A 25503-nucleotide genomic window follows, 5' to 3' on the forward strand; every position below is an offset into this window, starting at 1 on the left:
GAGTTAAAATTTTTGTGACAAAAGAAAAAAAATCCTTTCATTTACACATGCTTTCTGATGCAACGGGGGAAACGTTAATCTCTGTTGGAAGAGCTGTAGCATCCCAGTATACAATGAGTCAGGCAACAGAACATATCTATCCTATGATTCGTAATAAAATACAGTTACAAAAAGCTCTTGATGAAATACAACAAGAGCCAGGTATTGTTCTTTACACAATAATTGATGAAGAACTTAAACTTCTTCTTCAAAAAAGATGCGAAAAAATAAAAGTTCCCTGTATTGACATATTACATCCTGTTTTAAATGCTTTTCAGTCTTATCTCGGAATGCCAACCCACTTACGTGCGAGCGCACAACATGATCTTAATGCAGATTATTTTCGCCGTATTGAGGCATTGGATTTTACGATAGAGCATGATGACGGGCAGTCTTCCAGTAGCTTATCTGAAGCGGATGTAATTCTTGTAGGAATTTCAAGGACCTCTAAAACGCCAACAAGTATCTATTTAGCAAATCGCGGAATCAAAACGGCTAATGTCCCTCTTATTCCTAATATTGATTTACCAGAATCCCTTTTAGAGGCAAAAAATTCTTTAATTGTTGGTTTAATCGCTTCAGCTGAAAGAATCTCACATATTCGCCAAAATCGTGATTTGGGAGAAGGTTTTGCTCTTGATAGTTATACAAATCGTATTAACATAGCTGAAGAATTAATCTATGCAAAACGCATTTGCGAACGTTTTGGTTGGCCTATTATTGATGTCACAAGGCGCTCTATTGAAGAAACCGCAGCGGCAATATTTGAACTTTTATCACGATTTCGTGAAGGAAAATGAGAGAAAATTCTCATGAACACAGAGACATTAATATTAGCATCTCTTAGTTTTTATCGTGCACAATTATTAAAAAAAGCAGGTTTAAATTTTTTGATTGAAGGAGCTTCCTTTGATGAAAGAGAAATAGAAAAAAAAGCAAAAGAAAAAACACCCAAAGAGCTCAGCTGTTTTCTTGCGTGTGCAAAAGCAAAAAATGTTTCAGATCGTTTTTCTGATGCTTTCGTTATTGGTTGTGATCAAGTGCTTGATTTGGAAGGTCAAGTTTTTCATAAAGCAACAAATATTAAGGAAGCACATCAACGTTTATGCGAATTATCAGGAAAAACACATTCTCTTCATAGTGCGGTAGCTTTATTTAAAAATGGTCAAAAAATTTGGGTTGAAGCTTTTAGTGCACATATGTCCGTACGTTTACTTTCATCAAAATTTATTGAACGTTATTTAGCGCGCGTAGGAAAAGATGTTTTAAACAGTGTGGGAGTCTATCAAATTGAAGGGGAAGGGATTCAACTCTTTGAAAAAATTGATGGAGATTTTTTCACTATTGTTGGTTTACCTTTGCTCCCTCTACTCGTAAAATTACGTCATTTAGGAATTATTGATGGTTGACTTAACAATAAAAAAAACAAATTATCCCCGCGCTTTTGTTGTTGGTTCTCCTATTCATCATTCAAAATCGCCAAGAATTCATAATTTTTGGCTTAAACAATATAATTTACAAGGGGAATATCTTGCACAGGAAGTGTCTTCTGAAGAGTTCAACCATTTTATTAGTTCTTTAAAAACAATGGGCTTTTGTGGAGGAAATGTTACTCTACCTCATAAACAGGAAGCCTTTCTTCTGGCAGATTATAAAGATGAGAAAGCAACAATAATTGGTGCTGCTAATACACTTTGGTATGAAGGAGATAAACTTTGTGCCACAAATAGTGATGCTTATGGTTTTAGCGCTAATCTTGATGATTTTGCATCTGATTGGGAAGGGGAAACAGCTCTTGTCTTTGGGGCAGGTGGCGCTGCACGCGCTATCCTATACGCTTTAAAAGAACGCAGATTTGAACAAATTTATTTAGTTAACCGTACAAAACAACGCGCTGATAATTTAGCCCAGCATTTTGGAAAACCCATTAAAGTCTACGATTGGCATAAGGTCCATGAAATACTTTATCAAGCTGATTTGATTGTTAATACAACGTCCATTGGCATAAAAAATCCAGAAGAAGAAAATGATTCTTTTTTTTGTGATTTTCATAAAGCAAAAAAAACGGCATTAGTAACAGATATTGTTTATACACCATTGATAACCCCTTTTTTACAACAGGCTAAAGCTTGCGGTCTAAAGACTGTTGATGGGTTTGGGATGCTTCTCCACCAAGCTGTTATAGGTTTTGAACGGTGGTTTGGAATAAGACCACAGGTAACAAAAGCCTTACGGGCAGCTATTTTAGAGGATATGAGTGAAGAGAGAGAATGAAGATCATAGGATTGACGGGATCAATTGCTATGGGAAAATCAACAGTTGCTGATTTTTTCAAGCAAGCGGGTATTTCTGTTTTTAGTGCTGATGAGGCGGTACAACAGCTTTATAAAAGTGAGCCAGCTGTGTCTCGCATAGAGCATATCTTTCCTGGTGTTGTTGAAAATGGTGAAGTTAATCGTTTGAAACTTTCTGGAATTTTGATTGATGATAAGGAAAAATTACAAACATTAGAAAAAATAATTCATCCTTTGGTGCAAAAAAAAGAAAAAGAATTTATTGATACAGCACGCCACCATGGGGAAAAATTAGTTATTCTTGATATTCCACTTCTGTTTGAAAAAAATGGTGAAAGTCGTGTAGATAGCGTTATTGTTGTTTCTGCTCCACCAGAAATACAAAAAGAGCGTGTGATGATTCGCCAAGGGATGAATGAGAAAAAATTTGCCTTTATCAATGCGAGGCAAATGCCAGATGAAAAAAAACGAGAACGTGCTGATTTTATTATTGATACAGGGAAAGATTTAGAGAATACACGTCAACAGGTTTTTGATGTCATAAAAAAATTGCTAAAGAATTAAAATTATGCGGGAAATTATTTTTGATACAGAAACAACAGGTTTAGATAAAGAGAAAGATCGCATAATCGAAATTGGTTGTGTAGAAATGGTTGATCGTTATCTTACGGGACGCCAGTTTCATGTTTATTTAAACCCTGAAGGCGTTATTATTCCTGATGAAGTGGTAGCAATTCACGGATTAACCAATGAACGCTTAAAAAACGAGAAAAGTTTTAGTGATATTGTTGATGAATTTTTAGAGTTTATCAATGGTGCTACCATGATTGCGCATAATGCGAGTTTTGATATAGGTTTTATTAATGCAGAATTAAAACGCGTCAATAAGCCGCTTATCAGTGTTGATAATATTCTTGATACATTAGCTATGGCGCGGCGTAAATTTCCTATGGGTCCTAATTCTCTTGATATTTTATGCAAACGTTTCGGAATTGATAACAGCCATCGTGTTCTTCATGGTGCTTTGCTTGATGCAGAGATTTTGGCCGATGTTTATATTGAACTGATTGGTGGAAAGCAGGGCGTATTGAGTTTTGAGAACAGAAGAAATGTTGATGAATATACCAAAAATGATAAAGACACATCTTATGCAGTTAAATCTCGTCCACAGGCTTTACCTTCAAGATTAAGTGCACAGGAAAAAAAGTTGCACGCTGATTTTATCAGAAAAATGGGTGAAAAAGCTCTGTGGAATAACTTCAAAATTCATGAATAACATCCCTACCTTATCTCTAAAAAAGTTACTTAAGATTAAAAATGAAAAATATGGATGTAAAAAAAATGGTCGTTGTGGGGAGGGGAACACCACAACGACCCTGTCGCTACATTGTACCTCAGCTATCATAGGAGGAGCAAAATGAAAGCTATTAATCCTGTAACAGCAAAGAAAAGCTCTAGGTACATAATATAAAGTGTAACGACTTCATGTCTTATGAAAAGAAAAAATGGCTTTTTAGAGGCAAAATGGAAAAAATAAAATAAAAGTGAAAAAAATATATAAGGGGAATGTGTTTTTCTAGCTGAAATGGAGAAATAAAATTGTCATGAAAGCAACAGATCATCTTTTGTTGGTTGACGGGTCAGGCTATGTTTTTCGTGCTTACTACGCTTTACCGCCTTTAAAACGTAAAAAGGATGGACTTCCTATAGGAGCCGTAGCTGGTTTTTGTAATATGTTATGGAAATTACTTTGCGATGCTCGTAACACAGCGACAAGTATTGTTCCAACACACTTTGCTGTTATTTTTGATTATTCATCTGATACTTTTCGAAAACAAATTTATCCTCAATATAAAGCGAATCGCTCTGAACCTCCTGAAGATTTAATTCCTCAATTTGCGTTAATACGCCAAGCAACAAAGGCTTTTAATTTGCCTTGTATTGAAAAGGAAGGCTTTGAAGCGGATGATTTGATAGCGACCTATGCACAATTGGCAACAAAGGTTGGTGCAAAAACAACCATTATCTCTTCTGATAAGGATCTTATGCAACTCGTCAATAAGCATGTATCCTTGTATGATGGAATGAAAGACAAGCATATAGGTGTCTCAGAAGTTATAGAAAAATGGGGTGTTCCCCCTGAAAAGATGATCGATTTACAAGCATTAATTGGAGATTCGACGGATAATGTACCAGGGATTCCAGGCATTGGACCAAAAACTGCCGCTCAGTTGTTAAATCAGTTTGGTTCTCTTGATCTTTTGTTGCAACGTGTGACTGAAATTAAACAAACAAAACGACGTGAAAACATACAAGCTTATAGTGAACAGGTTAAAATTTCTCGTGAACTTGTTAAGCTTAAAACAGATGTTCCTATAGACAGTGATTTAGATGATTTTATTTTGGAGCCACAAGATGGACCACGCTTAATTGCTTTTTTGAAAGCGATGGAATTTTCAACATTAACGCGTCGCGTGGCAGAGGCGACAGCATGCGATGCAGCTGTTATTGATGCACTGGATATAGATGTTGAATGGGAAAAAACTAACGACAAGCATGATTTTAGTACCAAGAACATAGAACAAAAATCTCTTCATGAGTTTTCTGAAAATTCTCCACAAGCTTTTGCACAAAAACGTAAAGATCAAGCACTGACTCAAAAAATTACAAGAGAGACTTATACAACAATTCTTGATGAGGAAATTTTAAAAGAATGGTTATCACAAGCACAAGAACAGGGTTTTTTTGCTTTTGATACTGAAACAACTTCTCTTGATCCAATGCAAGCAAAGCTTGTTGGTTTTTCACTGGCATTACAGCCGGGAAAAGCGGCCTATATACCTCTTGAACATTTTGATGAAGGAGAGAAAGACCTTTTGAGGGGTGGACGCATTGCTTCCCAGATTGAGACTCAAAAAGCCTTAGCATTTTTAAAACCGATATTAGAAGATTCAGCGGTGTTAAAAATTGGTCAGAATATAAAATATGATTGGTTGGTGATGAAGCAATATGACATTGTGATACGTTCTTTTGATGACACCATGCTTTTGTCTTATGCTTTGGATGCTGGAACTTTAACCCATAATATGGATGATTTATCGGAACGTTGGCTTGGACATAAACCAATTGCTTATAAAGATTTAACACATAACGGAAAAAAAATTACTTCTTTTGCACAAGTAGATTTAAGGCAAGCAACCCTTTATGCGGCGGAAGATGCGGATATAACACTCCGTCTTTGGCAAGTTTTGAAACCGCAACTTGTCTCTCGGGGTATGACAAAAATTTATGAACGTCTTGATCGACCTCTTGTAGAAGTTCTTGCAAGAATGGAAGAACGCGGAATTCTTATTGATCGGCAAATTTTATTGCGCCTTTCAGGAGAATTGGCGCAGGCTGCTTTAATTTTAGAAGAAGAAATTTATAAACAAGCGGGTGAAAAATTTAATCTTGCTTCGCCAAAGCAATTAGGAGATATTCTTTTTGGCAAAATGGGATTGCCTGGAGGCGCTAAGACAAAGGGTGGCCAATGGTCAACTTCTGCACAAACCTTAGAAGAGTTATCTGCTGAAGGTCATATTTTACCACGTAAAATTATTGAGTGGCGTCAACTTGCAAAGTTAAAATCGACCTATGCCGATGCTTTACCTTCTTATATTTTACCAAAAACAGGGCGTGTTCATACGAATTATTCTTTGGCAATAACGTCAACAGGGCGGTTATCATCATCAGAACCAAATTTGCAAAATATTCCAGTACGAACTGCTGAAGGACGTAAAATTCGAACAGCTTTTATTGCTTCCAAAGGACATGTTTTGCTTTCTGCTGATTATAGTCAGATTGAATTACGCATTCTCGCACATATTGCGGATATAAAAGCATTAAAAGAAGCTTTTGCTAGAGGACATGATATTCACGCTATAACGGCGTCAGAAATGTTTGGCGTTGCGATAGAGGGAATGCCTTCAGATACACGACGGCGTGCAAAAGCGATTAATTTTGGTATTATTTATGGTATTTCAGCTTTTGGATTAGCCAATCAATTAGGGATTTCACGCCAAGAAGCAGGGCGGTATATTCAACTTTATTTTGAAAGATTTCCAGGAATTAAGGATTATATGGAAAAGACTAAAAGCTTTGCGCGTGAGAATGGTTATGTAGAAACAATTTTTGGACGTCGCATCCATTATCCAGAAATAAAAGCAAAGAATATAAAAATTCGTTCTCTTAATGAGAGAGCAGCGATTAATGCTCCCATTCAAGGTTCTGCAGCCGATATTATTCGCCGCGCTATGATACAGATGGAAGATGCTTTAAAAGAAGAAAATCTATCAGCAAAAATGTTGCTGCAAGTGCATGATGAACTGATTTTTGAAGTACCAGAAGAAGAAAGTAAAAAAACCATGGCTGTTGTTAAAAATGTCATGGAAAATGCTACAATGCCGATTTTATCTTTATCTGTACCCCTTGAAGTGAAAGTTATAACGGCTCAAAATTGGGATGAGGCTCATTAACTTTTTTCATTTATTTTTCAGGATGTTTATTGCATGAGCAAGATTAAGATAGGCTTTGATTGGCAAATGATCTGAGGCAATACGCGCAAGTGGTGAATGGTGGTTTTCAAGACTTGTTACCAATTGGTGAGGAAAGGCAAAAACGCGATCAAGAGCTAAAAAGGGAAAGCGAGAGGGAAAGCTTGGTACAACTTCAAGTGCGCTATCAAAATAGGGATAAAAATGATTTAAAGATGAGCCTTTTCCCATCCGCCATTCATTAAAATCTCCAATGAGGAGTGTAGGCATGAGGGAGCGTTTTTGCAAAATTGCAAGGAGCATTTTTGTTTGTTGTTTGCGAGAATAACGTAATAAGCCAAAATGAGCCGCAATAATACGAATAGGACCTGCTGCCATTTCCAATTCTACAATGATAGCCCCACGTGGTTCAATACTAGGAAGAGAGACTTGTAAAGTATCACGTACATATCCCTTTCGCAAAAAGAGAGCGTTCCCATGCCAACCGTGACCATGAGGTGACATAGTATTGAGAGGCACAGGGATCAAACCGGTTTCAGCTTTTAACAGCTGAAGATTAATCAAACCAACACGTTCTCCAAAACGTTTATCTGCTTCTTGAAGAGCAAGAATATCAACTTGTAATTCAGTAATAACACGGACAATCCGTGTAGGATTAAAAATTTTATCAACACCTACACATTTATGCACATTATAGGAAGCAACGGTCAGATCATAATGATTATTTTGGTTGAGGATATTTGATGGATGATGAGAACGGCTATGGATTGCCTTTAAAAGGGTGTTATGGAGTTTTTGTTGAATAAAACCGCTAAACCAAGGGAGTTTTTGCTTGTAAGGCATTTTTGTCATTTTACGAAAAGAATAATTTCTAAAAGGCAAAGGATAAAAACTTACACTAAAAACAAAAGAACCTTGTCTCTTTTAGAAACAAGGTTCTTTCATTAAGCGATGATTTTTGCAATCAATCACGGTTTGAACCGAGAAATTGTAGCAAGAAGACAAACATATTGATGAAATCAAGATAAAGACTCAACGCGCCCATAATAACTTTACGACCTCTGGTATCGCCTTGATCTCCTTCATAATACATCAACTTAATGTTTTGAGTATCGTAAGCTGTTAAACCAGCAAAGATAAAAACACCAATAACGGAGATAGCAAATTGCAAAGCGCTTGATCCAAGAAAAATATTAACAACCATAGAAAGCAATAAGCCAATCAATCCGATGAATAAGAACGAACCAATTGCTGTAAGATCACGTTTTGTAGTGTATCCATAAAGTGAAAGAGCTCCAAAAGTCGCAGCGGAAATAACAAAGGTTTGTACAATACTCTCTGTCGTATAACGTAAAACGATTGAAGACAATGAAAGCCCAATTAAAGCAGCATAACCAAAAAAGAGACTACGAGCAGCATTGGTGCTTAATGTATTAATTTTAAAACTGAGGAATAAAACTGCAACGAGTGGTGCAAACATCACAATATAAGAGAATGGAGATGTATAAAACGTTACTCCAAATGATGTTAAATAAACACTGCTACTGATCTGAGCTGCTGCTTGGCTCATATCTGTTGTGGTTGCTAATGATACAATTGCATAGGCAGCAGCAGCTGTAATAAGCAAACCAATGGCCATTGTATTGTAAACACCCAACATATAGTCGCGCAATCCCTGATCAATCGATGCATCAGCATGAGAAGCAGGCGCTGAACGTAAATTTTTAAAATTAGCCATAATATAAAATCCTTTAGCATATGTCCCGTCAGGCATTGGGTTTTTAAGTATCTCTCTCATTCCAGAGACAAACCCTGTATAAGCCTTAATAATTTGGCGAATACAAAAAGCCTTCAGAATCGCTGGCGGAATTCCAGCATATCTTCCCCTTTATTATGGAGATTTATTTAAAAATTACAAGAGATTTATCGAAGCAAGGAACCTTACAAATTGGTAAGGAAATAGTTCATTTTAATGAAAAATATTTCCATTTTTTGCCATATTTTTGCAAGATAAAAGGACAATACTAAGGTTTTTTTATTATTTATGGGAATCCTATAATTCCCAGTTACAAAATACCTATCTTTAAGGTGATAAAAAAAGTGTTGCGTAGCATCACGCTATTTTTCAACCTTCAAGACTGCATATGCTTTGTCTTACCAGAATTCCTAATTGAATTGAGTTTTTATATAACATATTGATATACAAAGATATATTATTTTTTCACTCTAAATATCTCTCACAAAAATATCGTAAGATTGTCTGATGACAAATCTGTTTATATTCAATCTATCAAGATCATTTTCTTGCACGACACACGAGCAGGATTAGCGTACTAATAAAAAGCTGTAAAATACTTTCTCTTAGGGTGTGATAGAGGATATATGGATAAAAAGACATTGATTTCTATTTGAAATCAATTCTTTTGTATTGATGAAGAATGGAAATATAAAGTTGAAGAGAAAATAAAATCTCATAAAGAAAAATACGCGAAATGATTAGCCGCAAGAATTATCCAAGAGAATTTGGACTCAGGCTTATGGTGGTTAAAAATCTCTATTTTTTAAGGCGATGAGAACCTCAATGAGGAGATGTATGGTTTGAATGACGTCTTGCTCTCATCCAAGTACGCAGTTCCTCAATAAGGATGGCAATAACACCCAAAGTGATAAAACTATCTGCAAGATTAAAAATAGCAAAATAAAAAATATCATCAATGTGAAAAAGTATATAATCAGTGACATGATGAAAGCGAATACGATCAATAAGGTTGCCGATTGCTCCCCCAATAATAAGGACAAGACCGAAACGCATTAAAAATTTGTTGTCTTCAGTATTCTTCCATAACCATAAAAGAAAAATAATCACAATGATCGTGATGGCAATGATTCCCCAGTGAGAAAAGGAAGAAAAAAATGAAAATGCAATGCCAGAATTACGCACATGATAAAGGGAAAGGAAAGGAATAAGGGGGATTTCTGTTCCGAGAGGCATATTGTGCATAATCCAATACTTAACAGCTTGGTCAAGTCCCACTGTAAGGGCCAAGCCAAGAAGAAAAAAAGGGAGTGATTTGCGGATCATATTTTTTCCTCGCATGGTTCCAGTGTTAAATAAGGGCGACGGATTTCATAAAGCATAACAGCTGTTGCTACTGCCAGATTAAGCGAGTCAGCGCGTCCACTTTGTGGAATACGTGCAAGTTTATCACACCGACTTGTCAGAATATCTGATAACCCCTGTTTTTCATTTCCCATTAAAAGGATTATCGGACCATTTTTCAAATCAAGAGTGCGATAATCCAGAGCTCCTTTGAGATGGGTGCCAACGATTATGCCTTTAAAGCGAGCCGACCAGCTTAAAAAGGCGCTTTCATCAAAACGATAAAGAGGTATAGAAAAAATAGATCCCATGGTTGCACGAACTGCTTCAGGTGAGAAAGGGTCTGTTGTTTCGCCAATTAAAAGAACACCTTTAGCACCTACAGCATCAGCAGTGCGAATAATGGTTCCAAGATTTCCAGGGTCACGCACACGATCAAGTGCGATGTAAACATCTTTCTCCTGTCCTTTTATCATTTCAAGGGGTTGCCATTTTTGTCTAAAAATACCAATAACTGTTTGTGGATTATCGCGTCGGGTAAGTGATTCCATAACCTTTTGTGAGGCTTTGATAACAAAACCACCATTGGCTACAGCGCGTGCAGCAGTATTTTCGATAGCGGCATTACCAATTTCGCTTTTAGAAAAAATAAGTGTCTGTATTGTCCAGCCGAGATTGAGAGCATCAATGACCAATTTTAATCCCTCTGCCATAAAAAGACCTTCACGATTACGGTTTTTCTTTTGGCTAAGTGCTTTAAGATCTTTTATGATAGGGTTGCTAAGAGAGGTAATTTCTTTCACTCTACCAGTTTTTTGTCCACACATATTTAAGCAATCCAACGGCTAAAAAGAGAAGTAGAAAGGGCGCGCCCTGCAATTTCTTCACGCAAAATGAGCTCTCCTGATTCGACTGTACCCCCAAGATTTACAAATGCATCGCGCATTAAAGCATGAAGTGCAAAGAAGGAAGCGCGAATGGAATAAGCTGTAAGGACAACAGAGAGCGGTTTATCAGAGAGAAGTTTACGACAATTTGTGATCATCGCTGGTAAATGATCAAACAGTTGCCAAACTTCGCCATGAGGTCCACGTCCATAAGCAGGGGGATCAAGAAGGATCATATCATAGCTTTTTTTGCGACGGAGTTCTCGCTCGACAAATTTTACAGCATCATCGCAAATCCAGCGAATAGAATGATCTGGTAATCCTGCTCTTTCCTGATTAGCTTTTGCCCACGCAATGGCTTTTTTAGAAGCATCAACATGGGTAACGTTTGCACCCGCTCGTGCTCCAATCAAAGAGGCAACACCTGTATAGCCAAAAAGATTCAATAGTTTTATAGGACGTGCGGCTTTAACAATTTGTTCTTCCATAGAGCGCCAATGGGCATCTTGTTCAGGAAAAACGCCTACATGACGAAAGGAAGTAAAGCGACCTAGAAAAGACAGTCCATTCCAAGAAAGAGGCCATGTTTCACCAAGTGGCTTTTTAGGAAAATGCCAACGACCAACCCCTTCTTCATCACGGTTTCCTGTGAAAATAGCATCAACATCAGCCCATTGTTTTTGTGATAAAGCAGGTTTCCATAGTGCTTGACCTTCTGGTCGAATAATCCGATAGTCTCCATAACGCTCTAATTTTTGTCCATTGCCAGAATCAATGAGAGCATAATTTTCACTCATACCTGTTTCTAAAATAAGAGGCAACTTTTCCTGCGGATATCTATTCTTGTGGGAGGATTGAAAGCATTGTGCAGGCATGTTTTGGTATCACGGTATATGAAGTATAAAAGATTACATTATAAAGCTCTTAAATGTTTCGTAAAAGTGCAAAAGAACTAAAATTAATTAAAATACATATAGAAACAAATTCTGTATTGAATATAAAATACTAAAGAGAAAAAGACTTCATTAAAAGACCATTACACTAGATTTGTGATAGACGTTTTCAATTTCTCGATCTCGGCTTTACTTTTTTTGAGGGCCTTTTTGCATTTGTGATAGGAAAACCAACGGATCAGATTTCCTAATAAAATACCCAAACCAAAGAAAATAAAAAGCCATATAAAGAGGGGAGCATGATAAGTAAAACTTTCAGAATTTTCTCGAAAAGGATCAAGAGTTAACGGAACAACTTGACGATTAGCTACGATAAAAACAATCAAAAACGCTGTGATAATCACACCGATACTTGTTAGAAGAATACGTTTAATAATCATAAGTTTCTCACTGATTAAGACGGTCGCGTAAATCCTTGCCCGTTTTAAAAAAAGGAATCCATTTTTCTTCAACAGCAACGGCTTCTCCAGTTCGTGGGTTACGTCCATTACGGGCTGAACGGCTTTTTACAGAAAAAGCTCCAAATCCACGAAGTTCAACACGATCGCCATTGGCAAGTGCTGTTGAAATTTCTTCAAAAATAGCGTTTACAATATTCTCCACATCCCGTTGAAAAAGATGCGGGTTATGACGAGCAATAATTTGCACAAGCTCTGATTTAACCACAATAGCCTCACTTTCACACAAAAAACTTTCTTATAATTGTGCACTTCATGCATATTACAATATATAAACGGATAAAAGCAAAATAAAACCAAGAAAAAACAAATTTCAAGAAACAAAATTTGAAAATACCTCTTATAAAGGTTATACAGATTAAAAATGCGGAATATTTAAGAGACTGGGAGAGTATGTCCGTACACAATCGTAATGAAGTCTTTTCAATGCAATCATCTGTTGGAGATGTTTTTAAAAAAGCATCTCGGCATTCGCGTCGCATTAGCCACTTAAAAATTTTTCTACCCCTCTTAGCGCTAGTTTCAGGGCTGGTTTTTTGCTGGTTTACGTTTTTCTTGGTTCCCGTTACGTCTGATCCTATGCCTTTGAATAGTGAAGAGAATGGAGTGACCAACTTAACGATGCTCAATCCAAAATTAGAAGGGTATACGCGTGCTCATGAACCTTATTGGCTTAAAGCAGAAAAGGCATTTCAAGATCAGAAGCGCTCTGGAATAATTGGATTACAAAACATCACAGCGAAGGCATCTGTGGGCCAGCAAAGACAAGTTTTTCTTGCTGCACAAGGGGGGATTTACGATAACATTCACGGTTTTTTACAGTTGGATAAGCCATTCACCATTACGACGAATGATGGGATAATGGCACAATTTATGTCGGCTAATATTAATTTATCTGAGGGACAGTTAAAAACAGAACAACGCGTTAATATTCAGCGAGCCGGTTTTCATCTTGCTGCCAATGCCTTACAAATTCGAGAAAAAGGAAAAAACATGTATTTCCATGGTGGTGTACATCTAGTGCTTCAAAAGCAATAATGCAATATCAATACGAATCTTTAAGGGATATTTAAAAGAGAATTTATGTGTCTATACAAACAGAAGAATTGAAAGAATGAGATCATACAAAAGATGGATCGGTATGACGTTGGCTTTTAGCATGGGAATGTTAGGAGGAGGAGCGGTTTTAGGATATGCTGAAGGGACCCATTTGGGAATAAGCCTATCAAACGACAAAGAACCGGTAGAACTTCATGCAGATTCTTTAGAAATACGTGATAAAGAAGGGATAGCCCTTTTTAAGGGTGATGTTTCAGTGGTGCAAGGTGAACGTCTTTTACGGACGGCAAAATTAATTGTTTATTATGATAAAGCCCATAAAGAAGCGGATAGAAACAGAGAAGATAGGAAGGCATCATCTGTTGCTTTGTTTGGTTCGTCGAGTATACAAAAAATGGAAGCCTTAGGAAAGGTTTATATAAAAATAGCGACGCAAGTTGCTACGGGAGATAGAGGTGTTTTTGATGGAAAATCAAAAATGATGAGCTTGACAGGGAATCATGTTGTATTAACGGATGGTGACAATGTGGCAACAGGATGCAAATTAACGGCCAATATGGAAAGCGGAAAGGCTTTTTTAGAAGGTTGTGAGACGACTAAGAAAAAAGGTCGCGTTTCTATTATTTTTAAACAAAATCAACAAAATGGCCATTAAGGTTTCATGTTTGGAATCAAAAGAAAAAAACAGACTGATCAGCATGACCTTGCAAGTGAAGCTTCAAAAAAGCGCTTAAAAGGGACTTTGATTGCCAGTCATTTGATTAAAGTTTATCGGGGAAGACCAACAGTTAATGGCGTTTCTTTTGGCATTCGTACGGGAGAAGCTGTTGGCATTTTAGGGCCTAATGGGGCAGGTAAAACAACTTGTTTTTATATGGTTACGGGGCTCATAAAATCTGATGGAGGATCCATTAAAATTGATGGATTTGATATTACGCATCTTCCGATGTATCGACGGGCACGTTTAGGTATTGGGTATCTTCCCCAAGAAGCATCTATTTTTCGTGGTCTTTCAGTAGAAAATAACATTAAAGCTGTTTTAGAAGTCGTTGAAAAAGATCGCCTTAAACAACGTGAAGAGCTCGATAGCCTTTTACATGAATTTAAAATTGATCATTTACGTAAAATGCCTGCACTTTCGTTATCTGGGGGTGAACGTCGACGACTTGAAATTGCGCGCGCTTTAGCTTCTCGTCCTCATTTTATGTTACTTGATGAACCATTTGCAGGAATTGATCCTATTGCTATTTTTGATATTCAACAACTTATTCGTCATTTAACGAGGCGTGGCATTGGTGTTTTAATAACAGATCATAATGTACGCGAGACACTAGGGCTTGTCGACCGCGCTTATATTATTCACACCGGCAAAGTGTTAGTTCATGGTCGTCCTAATGATATTATCAACAACGTTGATGTCCGCAGAATTTATTTAGGACATCAGTTTTCTCTATGATTTTACAACTTTCATGCATTTCTATTTAAGCTTAACAGAAACAACTTGGTCGCCACAAACACTATTCTAGGTAATCAAACACATCTCAAAGGAGCTGGATGAGGTTTCGTTGTGATTATTAAGAAAGCATATGATGTTTCCGTTACAGTAACAAAGGCTACTGTTCCTTTATTGTAGAAACGATGATGATGTTATCAAAAGCTTGTAAAGCAATAAAAGAATACGACTTTAGGATAAAGTTTTTTAATTGGAATGTGCAATAGGTTTTTTTCTGGTATTATTGAAAATCTCCTTATTTATGCCAAAACTTCTTTTATGAATATAATCTAATAAATTTTTATTGAGTGGTGCAAAAAGTTTCATCACTATAAGCTGAGCTTATCGTTTTATTGGTTAAGCTTACGCATGATTGTATCATAGAAAAGGTATCGCTAGATTAACTTGATAATGAGTGATAAATGAGGCTGTAAATAAATGCATGTGTTATTGAAAAGTAAGAGATATTCATCATATTTTTTCTGTCGAATCAAAGAACATGTCGATGATGCTTGCTTTAGGTATTTTGATTGGAGAATCCATCCGTTATATATTGCGTTTATTTAATGGGGATTATCGTGTTTTATTGGTTTGTATGGTGTATCTAAAATAGGAGCAAAAAGCCTTTAGGTTCTTGTTATAAGGCTTTGTTTAAGCTATACAGTAATTTTCAAACTAAAGGTCCATTTTGCTTGATATGCTTCTCATTCTATTAAGAGCTTATTTTTAAAGAAAGAAAAAAATCTAATGGGGAGTTATACATTAACTCTTGTGGCAGGTTTAATAAACTTATAAACAATGCCCTTTTCTAGTGTCTTAAGGAAATTAATTTTATGAACAACTTCATTTCTTTTCTCATGCTGTTAGTGAGGAGCTAAACACTATTTATTGTTCTGTTAAAAGTGATATGAGACGTATTAAGCCATCACCCATTATAAATTAAAAATAAAAACACATGCGATGTTACAACAAGTGAAAGAACTTAAAGGTTTGATACCGTTTATAGGTTTATTGGTGAGCATTTGAGCGTGTAAAAGGAAAATTAAAGGATGAATTTGAGTGAGTTAATAGCACCGGAAGCAATTATTCCGGCTCTTAAGGCGAATTCTAAAAAACAAGTTCTACAAATTTTAGCCGAAAAAGCATCTCAGCTTACAGGTCTTAGTGAGCATGTAATTTTTGATATTGTTTTGCAACGTGAGAAGCTTGGTTCAACAGGGCTTGGTGGTGGTATTGCGATTCCTCATGGAAAATTACCTGATATTAATCGGATTATTGGTATATTTGCACGTCTTGAAAGTCCTGTTGATTTTGAAGCTCTTGATGATGAGCCTATAGACCTCGTTTTTCTCCTTTTGGCACCTGAAAATGCTGGTGCAGATCACTTAAAAGCTTTATCACAGATTGCACGAGTTTTGCGTCATGCTGATGTTGTGCAAAAATTGCGCAATACGCACAATGCCAATGCGCTTTATACTTTATTGATTCAAACTTCAGAATCAAACGCAGCTTAAAAAATATTATAAGTGTATAAATCGCGGAGTATACACCATAGAACTTAGAAATAATATAATTTATCTTAAAGGGCTGATAGTAAAAAATAACGCTATGCGATTCGCTATTGAGATAGAATCTAAGGTTTCTATGTTTTATGATTTAATATATTGATAATATTTGGTTATTTTTGCAAGATATTTTTAAGATTATGACAAGACGATATCAGCATGATATTGAATACGACGTATGAATACACTATAATAGTTAAAAGGTGGAGTATCTTACGGACAGACGTGTATTGAATGTGTAGAGTTGAGAAATGATATTCACAAAGCTATGAGATGCTATGAAATTTTTTGGGGATTATAAAGTGTATTTTCAAAGTTTTGCAGCAGATTGCTTATGATGTAAAGAGTATGGTTTATTTCTCAGCAGAGTGGTGGTATATTTTTATCTTGTTTTGAAATCCTATTGCCTAAGGGAATCGTTTTTTTATAAAAAACGAAATGGGTGATATGAAATCAAAAATATTGTTTTTTAATGCGATTATTGAATGAAAAGTTCATATTTTGGTAATGACTAAAAGGTCACAATGGAACGTGAAATCTGTTCTAATTGCTGTGAAAATATTTCGCTTATTGGAGGAATTAGGATAATTACACATGAATATCGAGGAGTTTTTGTTTGAACTTTTCCAATGAAGAGAATCTTGTTAGAGATTAAAGAAGTGAGCTAAATGAAGATGTTTGAAAAGACTGTTATTGCTGCATCTGTAATGGTTCTTGTTACAGCTGGGGCGGCGTGTGCACAAACGCCAAGCCGTTTAAATCAATTTGAAGCGTGGGGAGCCTATTCTTATAAATCGTCCCAAAATACGATTTGCTATGTGTTATCTGTTCCTTTGAAGGCTCTTCCAACAACGGTTAATCATGGGGATAATTTTTTCTTAGTTACCAAGCGTTCTCAATCGCCTGTTTCGTTTGAACCGCAGTTTATGGCTGGTTATACGCTTCAAGAAGGGTCGAGAGTGACAGTGACCATTGGAGATAAGGACTTTGATTTTTTCACGAAGGATTCCTCAGCTTGGTTGGCGTCATCAGAGCTAGAAAAGCAACTCGTTTCTGCGATGCGTGCTGGAAACAATATGACGGTGAAAGCAATATCAAAACGAGGAACGCATACCACCTATACTTATTCTTTAAAAGGGGTCACTGCTGCATTAAATGCGGCTCAAAAGTGCCATTAAGGTTTTAATAACTTCTAAAATAGTAATGTAAATTGGAAAGCAATGGCTATTTCCTATGATCTTAGACCTGTTGGTTCATGTTTAGCACCAAAAACAGATGATGTGGTGGTACAGGAGAGTTCTAAGCTCTCTTTAATTGGATTATCGCAAGATGAAATAGTGCAAGCTTTAAAGACACTTGGTGTACCAGAGCGTCAAACGCGTATGCGTGCACGTCAGCTTTGGCATTGGCTTTATGTCCGTGGCGTTTCAAATTTTGGTGAAATGCTGAATATTTCTAAAGCAATGCAAGAAACTCTCAAACGTCATTTTTCCATTGCACGTCCGGAAATTGTTGGAGAACAAATATCAAAGGATGGTACACGTAAATGGCTCTTACGTTTTCCAGCACGTGGGGCTGGAAGGCCTGTTGAAATTGAAACGGTTTATATCCCTGAAGAAGGACGTGGTACTTTATGTCTTTCATCGCAAGTAGGGTGTACATTAACCTGCTCTTTTTGTCATACGGGAACGCAGATGCTTGTTCGCAATCTGACGGCGGAAGAAATTTTGGCACAATTGTTGGTTGCACGTGATTGTTTGGGGGATTTTCCTGATAAGGATACGCCTGATGGGGCAATTGTTCCTGTTGAAGGGCGCAAAATTACCAATATTGTTATGATGGGAATGGGAGAACCTCTTTATAATTTTGAAGCTGTAAAAAAAGCTTTATTGATTGCTTCTGATGGCGATGGACTCTCTTTATCAAAACGCCGGATTACGCTTTCAACCAGTGGGGTTGTTCCTGGAATTATCCGAACTGGCGAAGAAATTGGTGTGATGTTAGCAATTTCACTGCATGCCGTACACGATACACTAAGGGATATGCTTGTTCCTATCAATAAAAAATATCCGCTTGCTTTGCTTATGGATGCTTGCCGTAATTATCCTGGTCTGTCTAATGCAAAACGAATCACATTTGAATATGTGATGTTGAAAGATATCAATGATAGTTTAGATGATGCTAAGCGATTAATACAGTTGCTAAAAGGTATTCCAGCGAAGATCAATTTAATTCCTTTTAATCCGTGGCCAGGGAGTAATTATCAATGTTCTGATTGGGAGCAAATCGAACGTTTTGCTGATGTTGTTAATCAAGCAGGCTATGCTTCTCCTATTCGGATACCGCGTGGACGCGATATTTTAGCGGCGTGTGGACAGCTTAAATCGGCCTCAGAGCGCTTACGAAAATCTGAACGTTTGAAACTTGAAAGTGCTATTGGTCATTAGTTAACACAATTTTAGTCTATAAAGCCTGTATTTTTTCCGTAAATCAACATATAAACCTCATATAGAGATATGTGTGAGACAGACAGTCTTTGCTTGTGTAGGTTCAATAGGGAAAAGATATTCTATAAAGTCTGTTTGTGTAATCTCTGAAATGAGGAGGCAGCCTAATTTAGAGGAAAGTCTCAAGAGTCGTTCATTTCCACCTCACTTCACACTTTTTACTTCGGTTTTATAATTTTTAAAAGCATCGACAGTAATAACTTTTAAAGAGTGGAGATATACATTGCCAGATGCTTTTGTTTGTTACGTTTTTTAGCAAGATTATGCTTCATACATAAAATGGTGTGACTAGAATACAAATATCCCACACCATAAATACCATTGTTATCCATTGATATGTTTTTAAAAAAGAATCTCTTAATGTACTCCCCGTCTCACGACAACGCCTGTGAAAACTATAGCACAAAAGCTTCTGTGAAATATATGATACCATCCATATTTTTAGCTTTCATACAAGGTATGTCAGTTGGTACGAGCATTCTATTTTCTAGCCTTCAATGTTGTAAAAGCTTTTAGTGTTTAAGACGGCTCATAGGAGATATTCTTTTCTTAAGTCATTTTTATCTACGTGACAATTCTAGGTTTTCTTGTGATGTACAAAAAAATAAAGCTATTGTTTAATTCAATATAAAGAGATTAAAATGAGGGCATTTCCACAATATCTAGAGTTTTCATTTAAATTAAAAACGATAAATTAAACTTTATAAATCAATCTTTTGTAACGATAAGAAGATGGAGAGCAAAGCTAGTAAAAGTACCAGCAATAAGCCAGTCGAGAAAGCGAATATAAAGAGGGTTTTGTTTAAGAGTTTTGGTCAGTTTATGCGCTGTAAAAACAACAGAAATTGTAATGGGGAAAGAAATAGGAATATAAGAGAGTCCTAAAAAGAGCAGCTTTTGTGTTGCCATAGGATCATTCTCATTGATAAATTGTGGTAAGAATGTTGCATTAAAGAGTATAACTTTAGGATTGAGAAGATTAATTCCAATACCAGCAAGATAGTTACGTTTAGAGCTTTGAGATTTAGAAGATGTTTGTTCAAAGGAAAATGTTGGTTTTCTTCGTAAAGCTTGGAAAGAAAACCATAAAAGATAAAAGGCCCCGACAATTTTCAGAAGAACAAAAGTGTGTGGCGCAGCAAAAATAAGCGCTGATAAGCCAAGAGCTACAGCGGTAACTTGAATAGCAAACCCTGTTGCACTTCCTAAGGCACACATAATTCCAGCTTTTTTGCTTTGTGTAATTGTTCGCCCTACAGACAGCATCATATCAGGTCCTGGAATAAGTGCTAAAATCAACGATGCTAAAGCAAATTGCACAATAATAGACCACTCCGGTAGAAATGACACGAAAATCTCCTCTTATTTTTAAACCGTGTTCACTATTTACAATCCGATTCGCCTTTATTTACGCTTTTTGAGTCTTTTTAATGTTGTTTAAAGAGAATTTATTTTCACATTTCTTGCGCTGTTGTGATTTTTGGGAAAAAAAGAGTAACGCGTATAGAACTTTAGAGTGAAAAAGTAACAAAATATTAGAAATATTGTTTTGGCTTATTCAAGGGGGTGGGTGGATACGTCAATTATTCTTAAATAGTTGCAAAAGTACGTTAGGCGTTGAAGTTGTAAATTTTACGGCGGATTTGGGGCAGGGGGAAAAGCTAGAATTTGCTTGTTGTAAAGCTGAAATGCTAGGGTGTTAAAGAAATCTATAATGAAGATTTGCACGAAGAATTTATGCTTGATTTTGTCTTTCCGATTGTTTCGAGTGAATACCGTTGATGAAGAAATTTATCTTTTAGGGACATTAATCTCACGTCCACTTATTTCAAAATGCCTTATTGAAATTACTAAGGGAAACAGGGGTAGATGAATTGCTCATGGGGAAACAGGTAAAGGCAATGATCAGGTACGCTTTTCGCTTATGTTCTTAAATTTTGGTATAAAGGGTATTGCCCCAAGGTGTGATTGGGATTTTAAGAAGTCGAGCAGATCTGTTTGAATTTGTTCGTATACATAAAATACCTATAGAAAAGAATAAGCAAGGCGAAGCACCTTTTAAAGTGGATGCGAATTTATAGCATGCTTCATCAGGAAGAAAGATTTTAGAAAATCCAGCACTTCTCTCGCTCCTGAAGATGTCCATTTGTGTATTTTTTCGCTGAAAGATGCACACGATCAAGAAACCAGAATCATTCTTGGTTTTAAAAAAGGCAATGCTATTTTAATAAATGAAAAAAATTTATTGCCTGCAACTTGATTTGCAGAATTAATCATTACGAGCACATAATTGCTATTGGTTGGTTAGATTTTGCAGAAAATTGCTTTGTAGGTATGAAGTCGTGGAGTATTTATGAAACACTAGGGGAGGGGATCATCCTTTTAACGGATCAAAGAGCAATAGAATCTTAACACTAAATTATGGTGCAACGCATTTGAAAGATGAATTGATGCTCCGTTAAGCAGAACTCATTTATTATAGCTTTTAGTTTTCTTCCGAATGCAAGATGTTGCAGGCAGCAATTGATTTATCTCAAGAACATATTGAAGATGAAATTACGCTAAAGCTCTATAAAGGAAATGTGATTGTTAAAGGGTGTCAAAGTCAAAAATAACTTTATTTTAAGTGCGTTGGTCACTTATCGAGGATAATCAAGGTGCTTATGATCAAAGAGACGCAAACAGGTTTTATTAAATTCAATTCTCTACATTTGCGTATATTAAGCCGTATATCATAAAGGGTGATAAAGAAAAAAAAATAAAAAATGACTTTGACAAGTCTCATATTGGGTCATTGTTTTTATATGAAACACATCATTTAAATATTTTTTTATTGGTTTTTAAAGTTTTCTCGTTCACTGTTAGAGGGCTCACTTTTGTGCTGATAAATATGATAAACAAGCCTCATGATAAGAGCAATGAAAGCTTTGACAATCAAAATGAGGCAGTTTTGCTTTATCATGTTCAATGTTTTTTATTTTTCTATGAACAAAATATGTTTACAGCGAGGGCGGTTTTTTTATTGTGAGTTAAGAATATCAAGAAATTTACATCTTTTTGCTTGCTATTATTGACGAATAAATTCAAGAACCATACACCCTATTTTGAAAGAGTATAATTTTTAGGATAAATAATGATGCGTAATCAGTGTGATGCCCTTAGCCTTACGTCTGAATTAAAGGATGCGGCTGCTCAATCGAGAACTTGGCCATTTGAAGAAGCACGTAAGATTATCAAACGGTACGAAAAGACGGGTTATCCAGATAGTGTAATATTTGAAACAGGTTATGGACCTTCTGGTTTACCGCATATTGGAACTTTTGGTGAAGTGGCACGTACAACTATGGTGCGTCATGCATTTCATATTCTTACGGAGAATAAAGTAAAAACAAAGCTGCTTTGTTTTTCTGATGATATGGATGGTTTGCGCAAGGTTCCTGAGAATGTCCCTGATCGCGAGAAGATGGAACATTATCTTGGTCAACCGTTGAGCCGCGTTCCTGATCCTTTTGGAGATGATTATCCTTCTTTTGGAGCGGCGAATAATGCACGTTTACGGGCTTTTCTTGATCGTTTTGGTTTTGATTATGAATTTGCAAGTGCTACGGATTATTACAGTTCCGGTCGTTTTGATGAAACACTTTTAAAAATTCTCGCCTGTTATGACAAGGTGATGGCAATTATTTTACCAACATTGGGTGAAGAACGCCAGGCGACCTATTCTCTCTTTTTACCGATTTCTCCCTTTTCTGGAAAAGTATTACAAGTACCGATGATTGCGCGTAATGTTGAAAAAGGAACGGTTACTTATATCGAGCCTGAAACAGGAGAAACTATAGAAACGGAGATTACAGGGGGCAAGGTCAAGTGTCAGTGGAAGGTTGATTGGGCGATGCGTTGGACAGCGCTTGGCATTGATTATGAAATGGCAGGAAAAGATCTTATCGATTCCACAAATCTTTCTTCTAAAATTTGTAAAGTCTTGGGTGGGAAACCTCCAGAAGGATTTAACTATGAGCTCTTTTTGGATGAAAAGGGTCAGAAAATTTCCAAATCCAAGGGAAATGGTTTAACCATTGATGAATGGCTTACTTACGCTCCAACGGAGAGTTTAGGGCTTTATATGTTTTCAAAGCCCAAAACAGCCAAAAGGCTTTATTTTGATGTTATTCCCAAAGTTGTGGATGAATATTATGCACATCTTTCAGCCTATGGTCGGCAAAGTTGGCAAGAACGGCTTAATAATCCAGTATGGCATATCCATAATGGTTGTCCTCCACAGGTTGATTTACCAGTGCCCTTTGCTCTTCTGTTGAATTTGGTAAGTGCTTCAAATGCAGAGAATAAAGAGGTTCTCTGGGGGTTTATTTCTCGCTATGCTCAAGGAGCCAATGCACAAACTTATCCAGAACTTGATCAGTTAGTGCAATTTGCTCTTAAATATTTTGATGTTTTTGTAAAACCTAACAAAAAATTTCGAGCAGCAGATGATAGTGAACGGGCAACATTAGAGCAAATTGATGCAAAATTAGCCAGTTTGCCTGAAACTGCTGATAGCAATATGATTCAAAATGCACTTCTTGATGTTGCTCGTTTAATAGAACGCTATCAAGATCATAACAAAAAAAGCCCTGAAGGGGGACCGGGTGTTTCAAATGTCTTTTTTCAAATGATCTATGAAGTCCTTTTAGGGCAGGAACGAGGACCACGATTGGGATCATTTATTGCGCTTTATGGGATTAATGAAATGCGTGCACTAATTGCTGAAGCACTTGCACGATCTGTGGAGGAATAATGGAGAGAAGAGTGCAAGAAGTAAAGCGACGCCGTACATTTGCAATTATTGCTCACCCAGATGCTGGAAAAACGACATTGACAGAAAAGCTTTTATTGTTTGGTGGTGCTATTCAACTTGCAGGAGAAGTAAAAGCTAAAAAGGATCGTATTCAAACCCGTTCTGACTGGATGAATATTGAGCGTGATCGTGGTATTTCCGTTGTGACTTCAGTGATGACGTTTGAATATGAAAATCATATTTTTAATCTCTTAGATACGCCCGGTCATGAAGATTTCGCAGACGATACCTATCGCACGCTGACAGCTGTTGATAGTGCTATCATGGTGCTAGATGGTGCCCGCGGGATTGAGCCTAGAACACTGAAATTATTTGAAGTGTGCCGGATGCGGGATATTCCTATTGTTACATTTATCAATAAAATGGATCGTGAGGCGCGTGATCCTCTAGAGCTTTTAGATGAAATTGAGGAAAAGCTGGCGCTTGATACCGCGCCCATAACATGGCCCATTGGGACGGGTAAAGATTTTGTTGGGACCTTTGATTTTCATCATAATCGTTTTCGTCAAAAAGACGATGAGATAACACAACAGATAGTTTCTGGCTCCCATGAGGTTGCAAATCTGCTTCCTGAGTATCAACGTTCAACTTTTATCGAAGGGGTGGAACTTGCTCGAAATGCTTGCAAAAATTTTGATCTTCAAGCTTTTCGTGAAGGTCATATGACTCCAGTTTATTTTGGTTCGGCTTTACGCAATTTTGGTGTTCGTGATTTGATCAATGCACTCATTGATTTTGGTCAAAGTCCTCGTGATCAGGACGCAGATCGTCGCAGCATTGTTGCAACGGAATCTAAAATGACAGGGTTTGTTTTTAAAATTCAAGCAAATATGGACCCTAATCACCGTGATCGTATTGCTTTCTTTCGGGTTTGTTCTGGAACACTTGAACGCGGTATGAAGACAAAGTTGGTGCGAACAGGAAAACCGATGACACTTTCGGCTCCACAATTTTTCTTTGCGCGTTCACGCCAAATTGCTGATCAAGCCTATGCTGGTGATATCGTAGGAATCCCTAATCATGGAACGTTACGGATTGGCGATACTTTGACTGAAGGAGAAGATATCCTCTTTAAGGGAGTTCCCAATTTTGCACCAGAAATTTTGCGTCGTGTTTGTTTAGGCGATCCAATGAAAGCAAAAAAGCTTAAAGAAGCTTTGCAACAGATGGCGGAAGAAGGGGTTGTGCAATTATTTATTCCAGATGATGGGTCACCTTCTCTCATTGGTGTTATTGGTGCTTTGCAAATTGATGTTTTAAAAGAGCGATTGAAAATAGAATATTCTTTACCGGTGAATTTTGAGTCTGCGCGTTTTAATTTATGCCGTTGGGTTTCAGCGCAGAGCAAGGATGAGTTGCAAAAGTTTCTCAGCAATCACCGCTCTGCTATTGCATATGATTTAGAGGGTGATCCAGTATTTTTAGCAGAGAACCATTTTTCATTAAATTATGAGGCAGAAAGAGCTCCTAAAATAAAATTTTCTGCTTTTAAAGATTATCAAGTACGCTCTTAACGTAAAGAAAAATATTTTACACAACAATTAGTATATAATGATTTTTCACGTTGAGTTGGAGTGTTTTTTTCTGAAAACGTAAGGGGTATGTAAAGAACATTTTCAGAGTGCACGATAGAAAGAATGCCGTAAATTTAATTTTTGTATTCAATAAGTTACAATATATTTATACTTTTGGCGCCTTTTAAAATTTAATATTTGTTTTTAGAGTACTTCTGTGAGTTAGAAAATAAGCTATCGCCTATTCT

General features: G+C 36.7%; 22 protein-coding genes and 1 pseudogene. 15 read left to right on the forward strand and 8 right to left on the reverse strand.

Translation table 11 applies throughout. The annotated features are described in order from the left end of the window. The first annotated feature begins 14 nt into the window (after positions 1–14). From FJG96_RS02550 to polA, 6 genes are all read left to right on the forward strand, one after another. A complete protein-coding gene (locus FJG96_RS02550; RefSeq protein WP_139412599.1) occupies positions 15–839 on the forward strand; it encodes a pyruvate, water dikinase regulatory protein in 825 nt (274 codons plus the stop codon). A 12-nt stretch (positions 840–851) separates the two neighbouring features. Continuing rightward, positions 852–1448, forward strand: a complete 597-nt coding sequence (locus tag FJG96_RS02555) for a Maf family nucleotide pyrophosphatase (protein WP_139412600.1) — start codon at positions 852–854, stop codon at positions 1446–1448. Beyond that, positions 1441–2313: a shikimate dehydrogenase gene (locus FJG96_RS02560; protein ID WP_139412601.1), complete on the forward strand. Its 873-nt coding sequence runs from the start codon at positions 1441–1443 to the stop codon at positions 2311–2313. The genes FJG96_RS02555 and FJG96_RS02560 overlap by 8 nt, the downstream gene beginning before the upstream one ends. Then, the gene (gene coaE / locus FJG96_RS02565) at positions 2310–2897 is read left to right on the forward strand and encodes a dephospho-CoA kinase (protein ID WP_139412602.1); all 588 of its coding nucleotides are present in this window, start codon (positions 2310–2312) and stop codon (positions 2895–2897) included. Before FJG96_RS02560 ends, coaE begins: the two co-directional genes overlap by 4 nt. 4 nt (positions 2898–2901) lie before the next feature. Continuing rightward, positions 2902–3609 (forward strand): DNA polymerase III subunit epsilon, encoded by a 708-nt coding sequence (dnaQ, locus tag FJG96_RS02570; protein ID WP_139412603.1) that lies wholly within the window; start codon positions 2902–2904, stop codon positions 3607–3609. A 328-nt stretch (positions 3610–3937) separates the two neighbouring features. Then, positions 3938–6847 carry a DNA polymerase I gene (polA, locus tag FJG96_RS02575; protein WP_139412604.1) on the forward strand — a complete coding sequence of 970 codons (2910 nt, stop codon included), beginning with the start codon at positions 3938–3940 and terminating at the stop codon, positions 6845–6847. Positions 6848–6853: 6 nt separating this feature from the next. On the opposite strand, the gene FJG96_RS02580 is transcribed toward polA, so the two are convergent. The 7 genes from FJG96_RS02580 to ihfB all read right to left on the reverse strand — a co-directional run bounded on the left by FJG96_RS02580 (position 6854) and on the right by ihfB (position 12471). Beyond that, complete coding sequence (locus tag FJG96_RS02580; RefSeq protein WP_139412726.1) at positions 6854–7717, reverse strand: endonuclease/exonuclease/phosphatase family protein; 864 nt, start codon at positions 7715–7717, stop codon at positions 6854–6856. Between the two features lie 112 nt (positions 7718–7829). Beyond that, positions 7830–8603 carry a Bax inhibitor-1/YccA family protein gene (locus tag FJG96_RS02585; protein ID WP_139412605.1) on the reverse strand — a complete coding sequence of 258 codons (774 nt, stop codon included), beginning with the start codon at positions 8601–8603 and terminating at the stop codon, positions 7830–7832. 840 nt (positions 8604–9443) lie between these two features. Beyond that, entirely contained in the window at positions 9444–9947 is a 504-nt protein-coding gene (lspA, locus tag FJG96_RS02590) for a signal peptidase II (RefSeq protein ID WP_139412606.1), read from the reverse strand. Next, positions 9944–10792, reverse strand: coding sequence for a TrmH family RNA methyltransferase (locus FJG96_RS02595; RefSeq protein ID WP_139412607.1), 849 nt, complete (start codon positions 10790–10792; stop codon positions 9944–9946). The genes lspA and FJG96_RS02595 overlap by 4 nt, the downstream gene beginning before the upstream one ends. A 2-nt stretch (positions 10793–10794) precedes the next feature. Further along, complete coding sequence (locus FJG96_RS02600) at positions 10795–11727, reverse strand: class I SAM-dependent methyltransferase (RefSeq protein ID WP_139412608.1); 933 nt, start codon at positions 11725–11727, stop codon at positions 10795–10797. Positions 11728–11888: 161 nt separating this feature from the next. After that, on the reverse strand, positions 11889–12185 hold the full coding sequence (locus tag FJG96_RS02605; protein WP_139412609.1) for a lipopolysaccharide assembly protein LapA domain-containing protein: 297 nt from the start codon (positions 12183–12185) through the stop codon (positions 11889–11891). Between the two features lie 7 nt (positions 12186–12192). Beyond that, on the reverse strand, positions 12193–12471 hold the full coding sequence (gene ihfB / locus FJG96_RS02610; protein WP_026500856.1) for an integration host factor subunit beta: 279 nt from the start codon (positions 12469–12471) through the stop codon (positions 12193–12195). Between the two features lie 185 nt (positions 12472–12656). Between ihfB and lptC the strand changes: the two genes are divergently transcribed. From lptC to rlmN, 6 genes are all read left to right on the forward strand, one after another. After that, entirely contained in the window at positions 12657–13301 is a 645-nt protein-coding gene (gene lptC, locus FJG96_RS02615) for an LPS export ABC transporter periplasmic protein LptC (RefSeq protein WP_139412610.1), read from the forward strand. 103 nt (positions 13302–13404) lie between these two features. Then, a complete protein-coding gene (locus tag FJG96_RS02620) occupies positions 13405–13977 on the forward strand; it encodes an LptA/OstA family protein (RefSeq protein ID WP_139412611.1) in 573 nt (190 codons plus the stop codon). A 6-nt stretch (positions 13978–13983) separates the two neighbouring features. Then, a complete protein-coding gene (gene lptB / locus FJG96_RS02625) occupies positions 13984–14778 on the forward strand; it encodes an LPS export ABC transporter ATP-binding protein (RefSeq protein WP_139412612.1) in 795 nt (264 codons plus the stop codon). A gap of 1085 nt (positions 14779–15863) precedes the next feature. Beyond that, complete coding sequence (ptsN, locus tag FJG96_RS02630) at positions 15864–16328, forward strand: PTS IIA-like nitrogen regulatory protein PtsN (RefSeq protein ID WP_120121541.1); 465 nt, start codon at positions 15864–15866, stop codon at positions 16326–16328. 725 nt (positions 16329–17053) lie between these two features. Next, positions 17054–17557, forward strand: a complete 504-nt coding sequence (locus tag FJG96_RS02635; RefSeq protein ID WP_139412727.1) for an invasion associated locus B family protein — start codon at positions 17054–17056, stop codon at positions 17555–17557. Positions 17558–17599: 42 nt separating this feature from the next. Next, entirely contained in the window at positions 17600–18826 is a 1227-nt protein-coding gene (gene rlmN / locus FJG96_RS02640) for a dual-specificity RNA methyltransferase RlmN (protein WP_139412613.1), read from the forward strand. 768 nt (positions 18827–19594) lie between these two features. On the opposite strand, the gene FJG96_RS02645 is transcribed toward rlmN, so the two are convergent. Next, entirely contained in the window at positions 19595–20236 is a 642-nt protein-coding gene (locus FJG96_RS02645) for a LysE family translocator (protein ID WP_139412614.1), read from the reverse strand. 184 nt (positions 20237–20420) lie between these two features. On the opposite strand from FJG96_RS02645, the pseudogene FJG96_RS02650 reads away from it, so the two are divergent. The 3 genes and pseudogenes from FJG96_RS02650 to FJG96_RS02660 all read left to right on the forward strand — a co-directional run bounded on the left by FJG96_RS02650 (position 20421) and on the right by FJG96_RS02660 (position 25255). Continuing rightward, positions 20421–21624 (forward strand): annotated as a pseudogene (locus tag FJG96_RS02650) (argininosuccinate synthase). 395 nt (positions 21625–22019) lie between these two features. After that, complete coding sequence (locus FJG96_RS02655) at positions 22020–23681, forward strand: lysine--tRNA ligase (protein WP_139412615.1); 1662 nt, start codon at positions 22020–22022, stop codon at positions 23679–23681. Then, positions 23681–25255 carry a peptide chain release factor 3 gene (locus FJG96_RS02660; protein WP_005774350.1) on the forward strand — a complete coding sequence of 525 codons (1575 nt, stop codon included), beginning with the start codon at positions 23681–23683 and terminating at the stop codon, positions 25253–25255. The genes FJG96_RS02655 and FJG96_RS02660 overlap by 1 nt, the downstream gene beginning before the upstream one ends. The last annotated feature ends 248 nt before the right edge of the window (positions 25256–25503 follow it).

The organism is Bartonella mastomydis (assembly GCF_900185775.1).
GTDB classification, from domain to species: domain Bacteria; phylum Pseudomonadota; class Alphaproteobacteria; order Rhizobiales; family Rhizobiaceae; genus Bartonella; species Bartonella elizabethae.

What these genes read in the sequence shown, in the direction of transcription:
- FJG96_RS02585 (WP_139412605.1), bottom strand. Translation starts at nt 8,603, where the DNA reads ATGGCTAATTTTAAAAATTTACGTTCAGCGCCTGCTTCTCATGCTGAT.
- lptC (WP_139412610.1), top strand. Translation starts at nt 12,657, where the DNA reads ATGTCCGTACACAATCGTAATGAAGTCTTTTCAATGCAATCATCTGTT.
- polA (WP_139412604.1), top strand. Translation starts at nt 3,938, where the DNA reads ATGAAAGCAACAGATCATCTTTTGTTGGTTGACGGGTCAGGCTATGTT.
- FJG96_RS02620 (WP_139412611.1), top strand. Translation starts at nt 13,405, where the DNA reads ATGACGTTGGCTTTTAGCATGGGAATGTTAGGAGGAGGAGCGGTTTTA.
- FJG96_RS02560 (WP_139412601.1), top strand. Translation starts at nt 1,441, where the DNA reads ATGGTTGACTTAACAATAAAAAAAACAAATTATCCCCGCGCTTTTGTT.
- FJG96_RS02595 (WP_139412607.1), bottom strand. Translation starts at nt 10,792, where the DNA reads ATGTGTGGACAAAAAACTGGTAGAGTGAAAGAAATTACCTCTCTTAGC.
- dnaQ (WP_139412603.1), top strand. Translation starts at nt 2,902, where the DNA reads ATGCGGGAAATTATTTTTGATACAGAAACAACAGGTTTAGATAAAGAG.
- rlmN (WP_139412613.1), top strand. Translation starts at nt 17,600, where the DNA reads ATGGCTATTTCCTATGATCTTAGACCTGTTGGTTCATGTTTAGCACCA.
- FJG96_RS02555 (WP_139412600.1), top strand. Translation starts at nt 852, where the DNA reads ATGAACACAGAGACATTAATATTAGCATCTCTTAGTTTTTATCGTGCA.
- FJG96_RS02605 (WP_139412609.1), bottom strand. Translation starts at nt 12,185, where the DNA reads ATGATTATTAAACGTATTCTTCTAACAAGTATCGGTGTGATTATCACA.
- FJG96_RS02635 (WP_139412727.1), top strand. Translation starts at nt 17,054, where the DNA reads ATGTTTGAAAAGACTGTTATTGCTGCATCTGTAATGGTTCTTGTTACA.
- FJG96_RS02600 (WP_139412608.1), bottom strand. Translation starts at nt 11,727, where the DNA reads ATGCCTGCACAATGCTTTCAATCCTCCCACAAGAATAGATATCCGCAG.
- coaE (WP_139412602.1), top strand. Translation starts at nt 2,310, where the DNA reads ATGAAGATCATAGGATTGACGGGATCAATTGCTATGGGAAAATCAACA.
- FJG96_RS02655 (WP_139412615.1), top strand. Translation starts at nt 22,020, where the DNA reads ATGATGCGTAATCAGTGTGATGCCCTTAGCCTTACGTCTGAATTAAAG.
- FJG96_RS02580 (WP_139412726.1), bottom strand. Translation starts at nt 7,717, where the DNA reads ATGACAAAAATGCCTTACAAGCAAAAACTCCCTTGGTTTAGCGGTTTT.
- lptB (WP_139412612.1), top strand. Translation starts at nt 13,984, where the DNA reads ATGTTTGGAATCAAAAGAAAAAAACAGACTGATCAGCATGACCTTGCA.
- FJG96_RS02660 (WP_005774350.1), top strand. Translation starts at nt 23,681, where the DNA reads ATGGAGAGAAGAGTGCAAGAAGTAAAGCGACGCCGTACATTTGCAATT.
- ptsN (WP_120121541.1), top strand. Translation starts at nt 15,864, where the DNA reads ATGAATTTGAGTGAGTTAATAGCACCGGAAGCAATTATTCCGGCTCTT.
- lspA (WP_139412606.1), bottom strand. Translation starts at nt 9,947, where the DNA reads ATGATCCGCAAATCACTCCCTTTTTTTCTTCTTGGCTTGGCCCTTACA.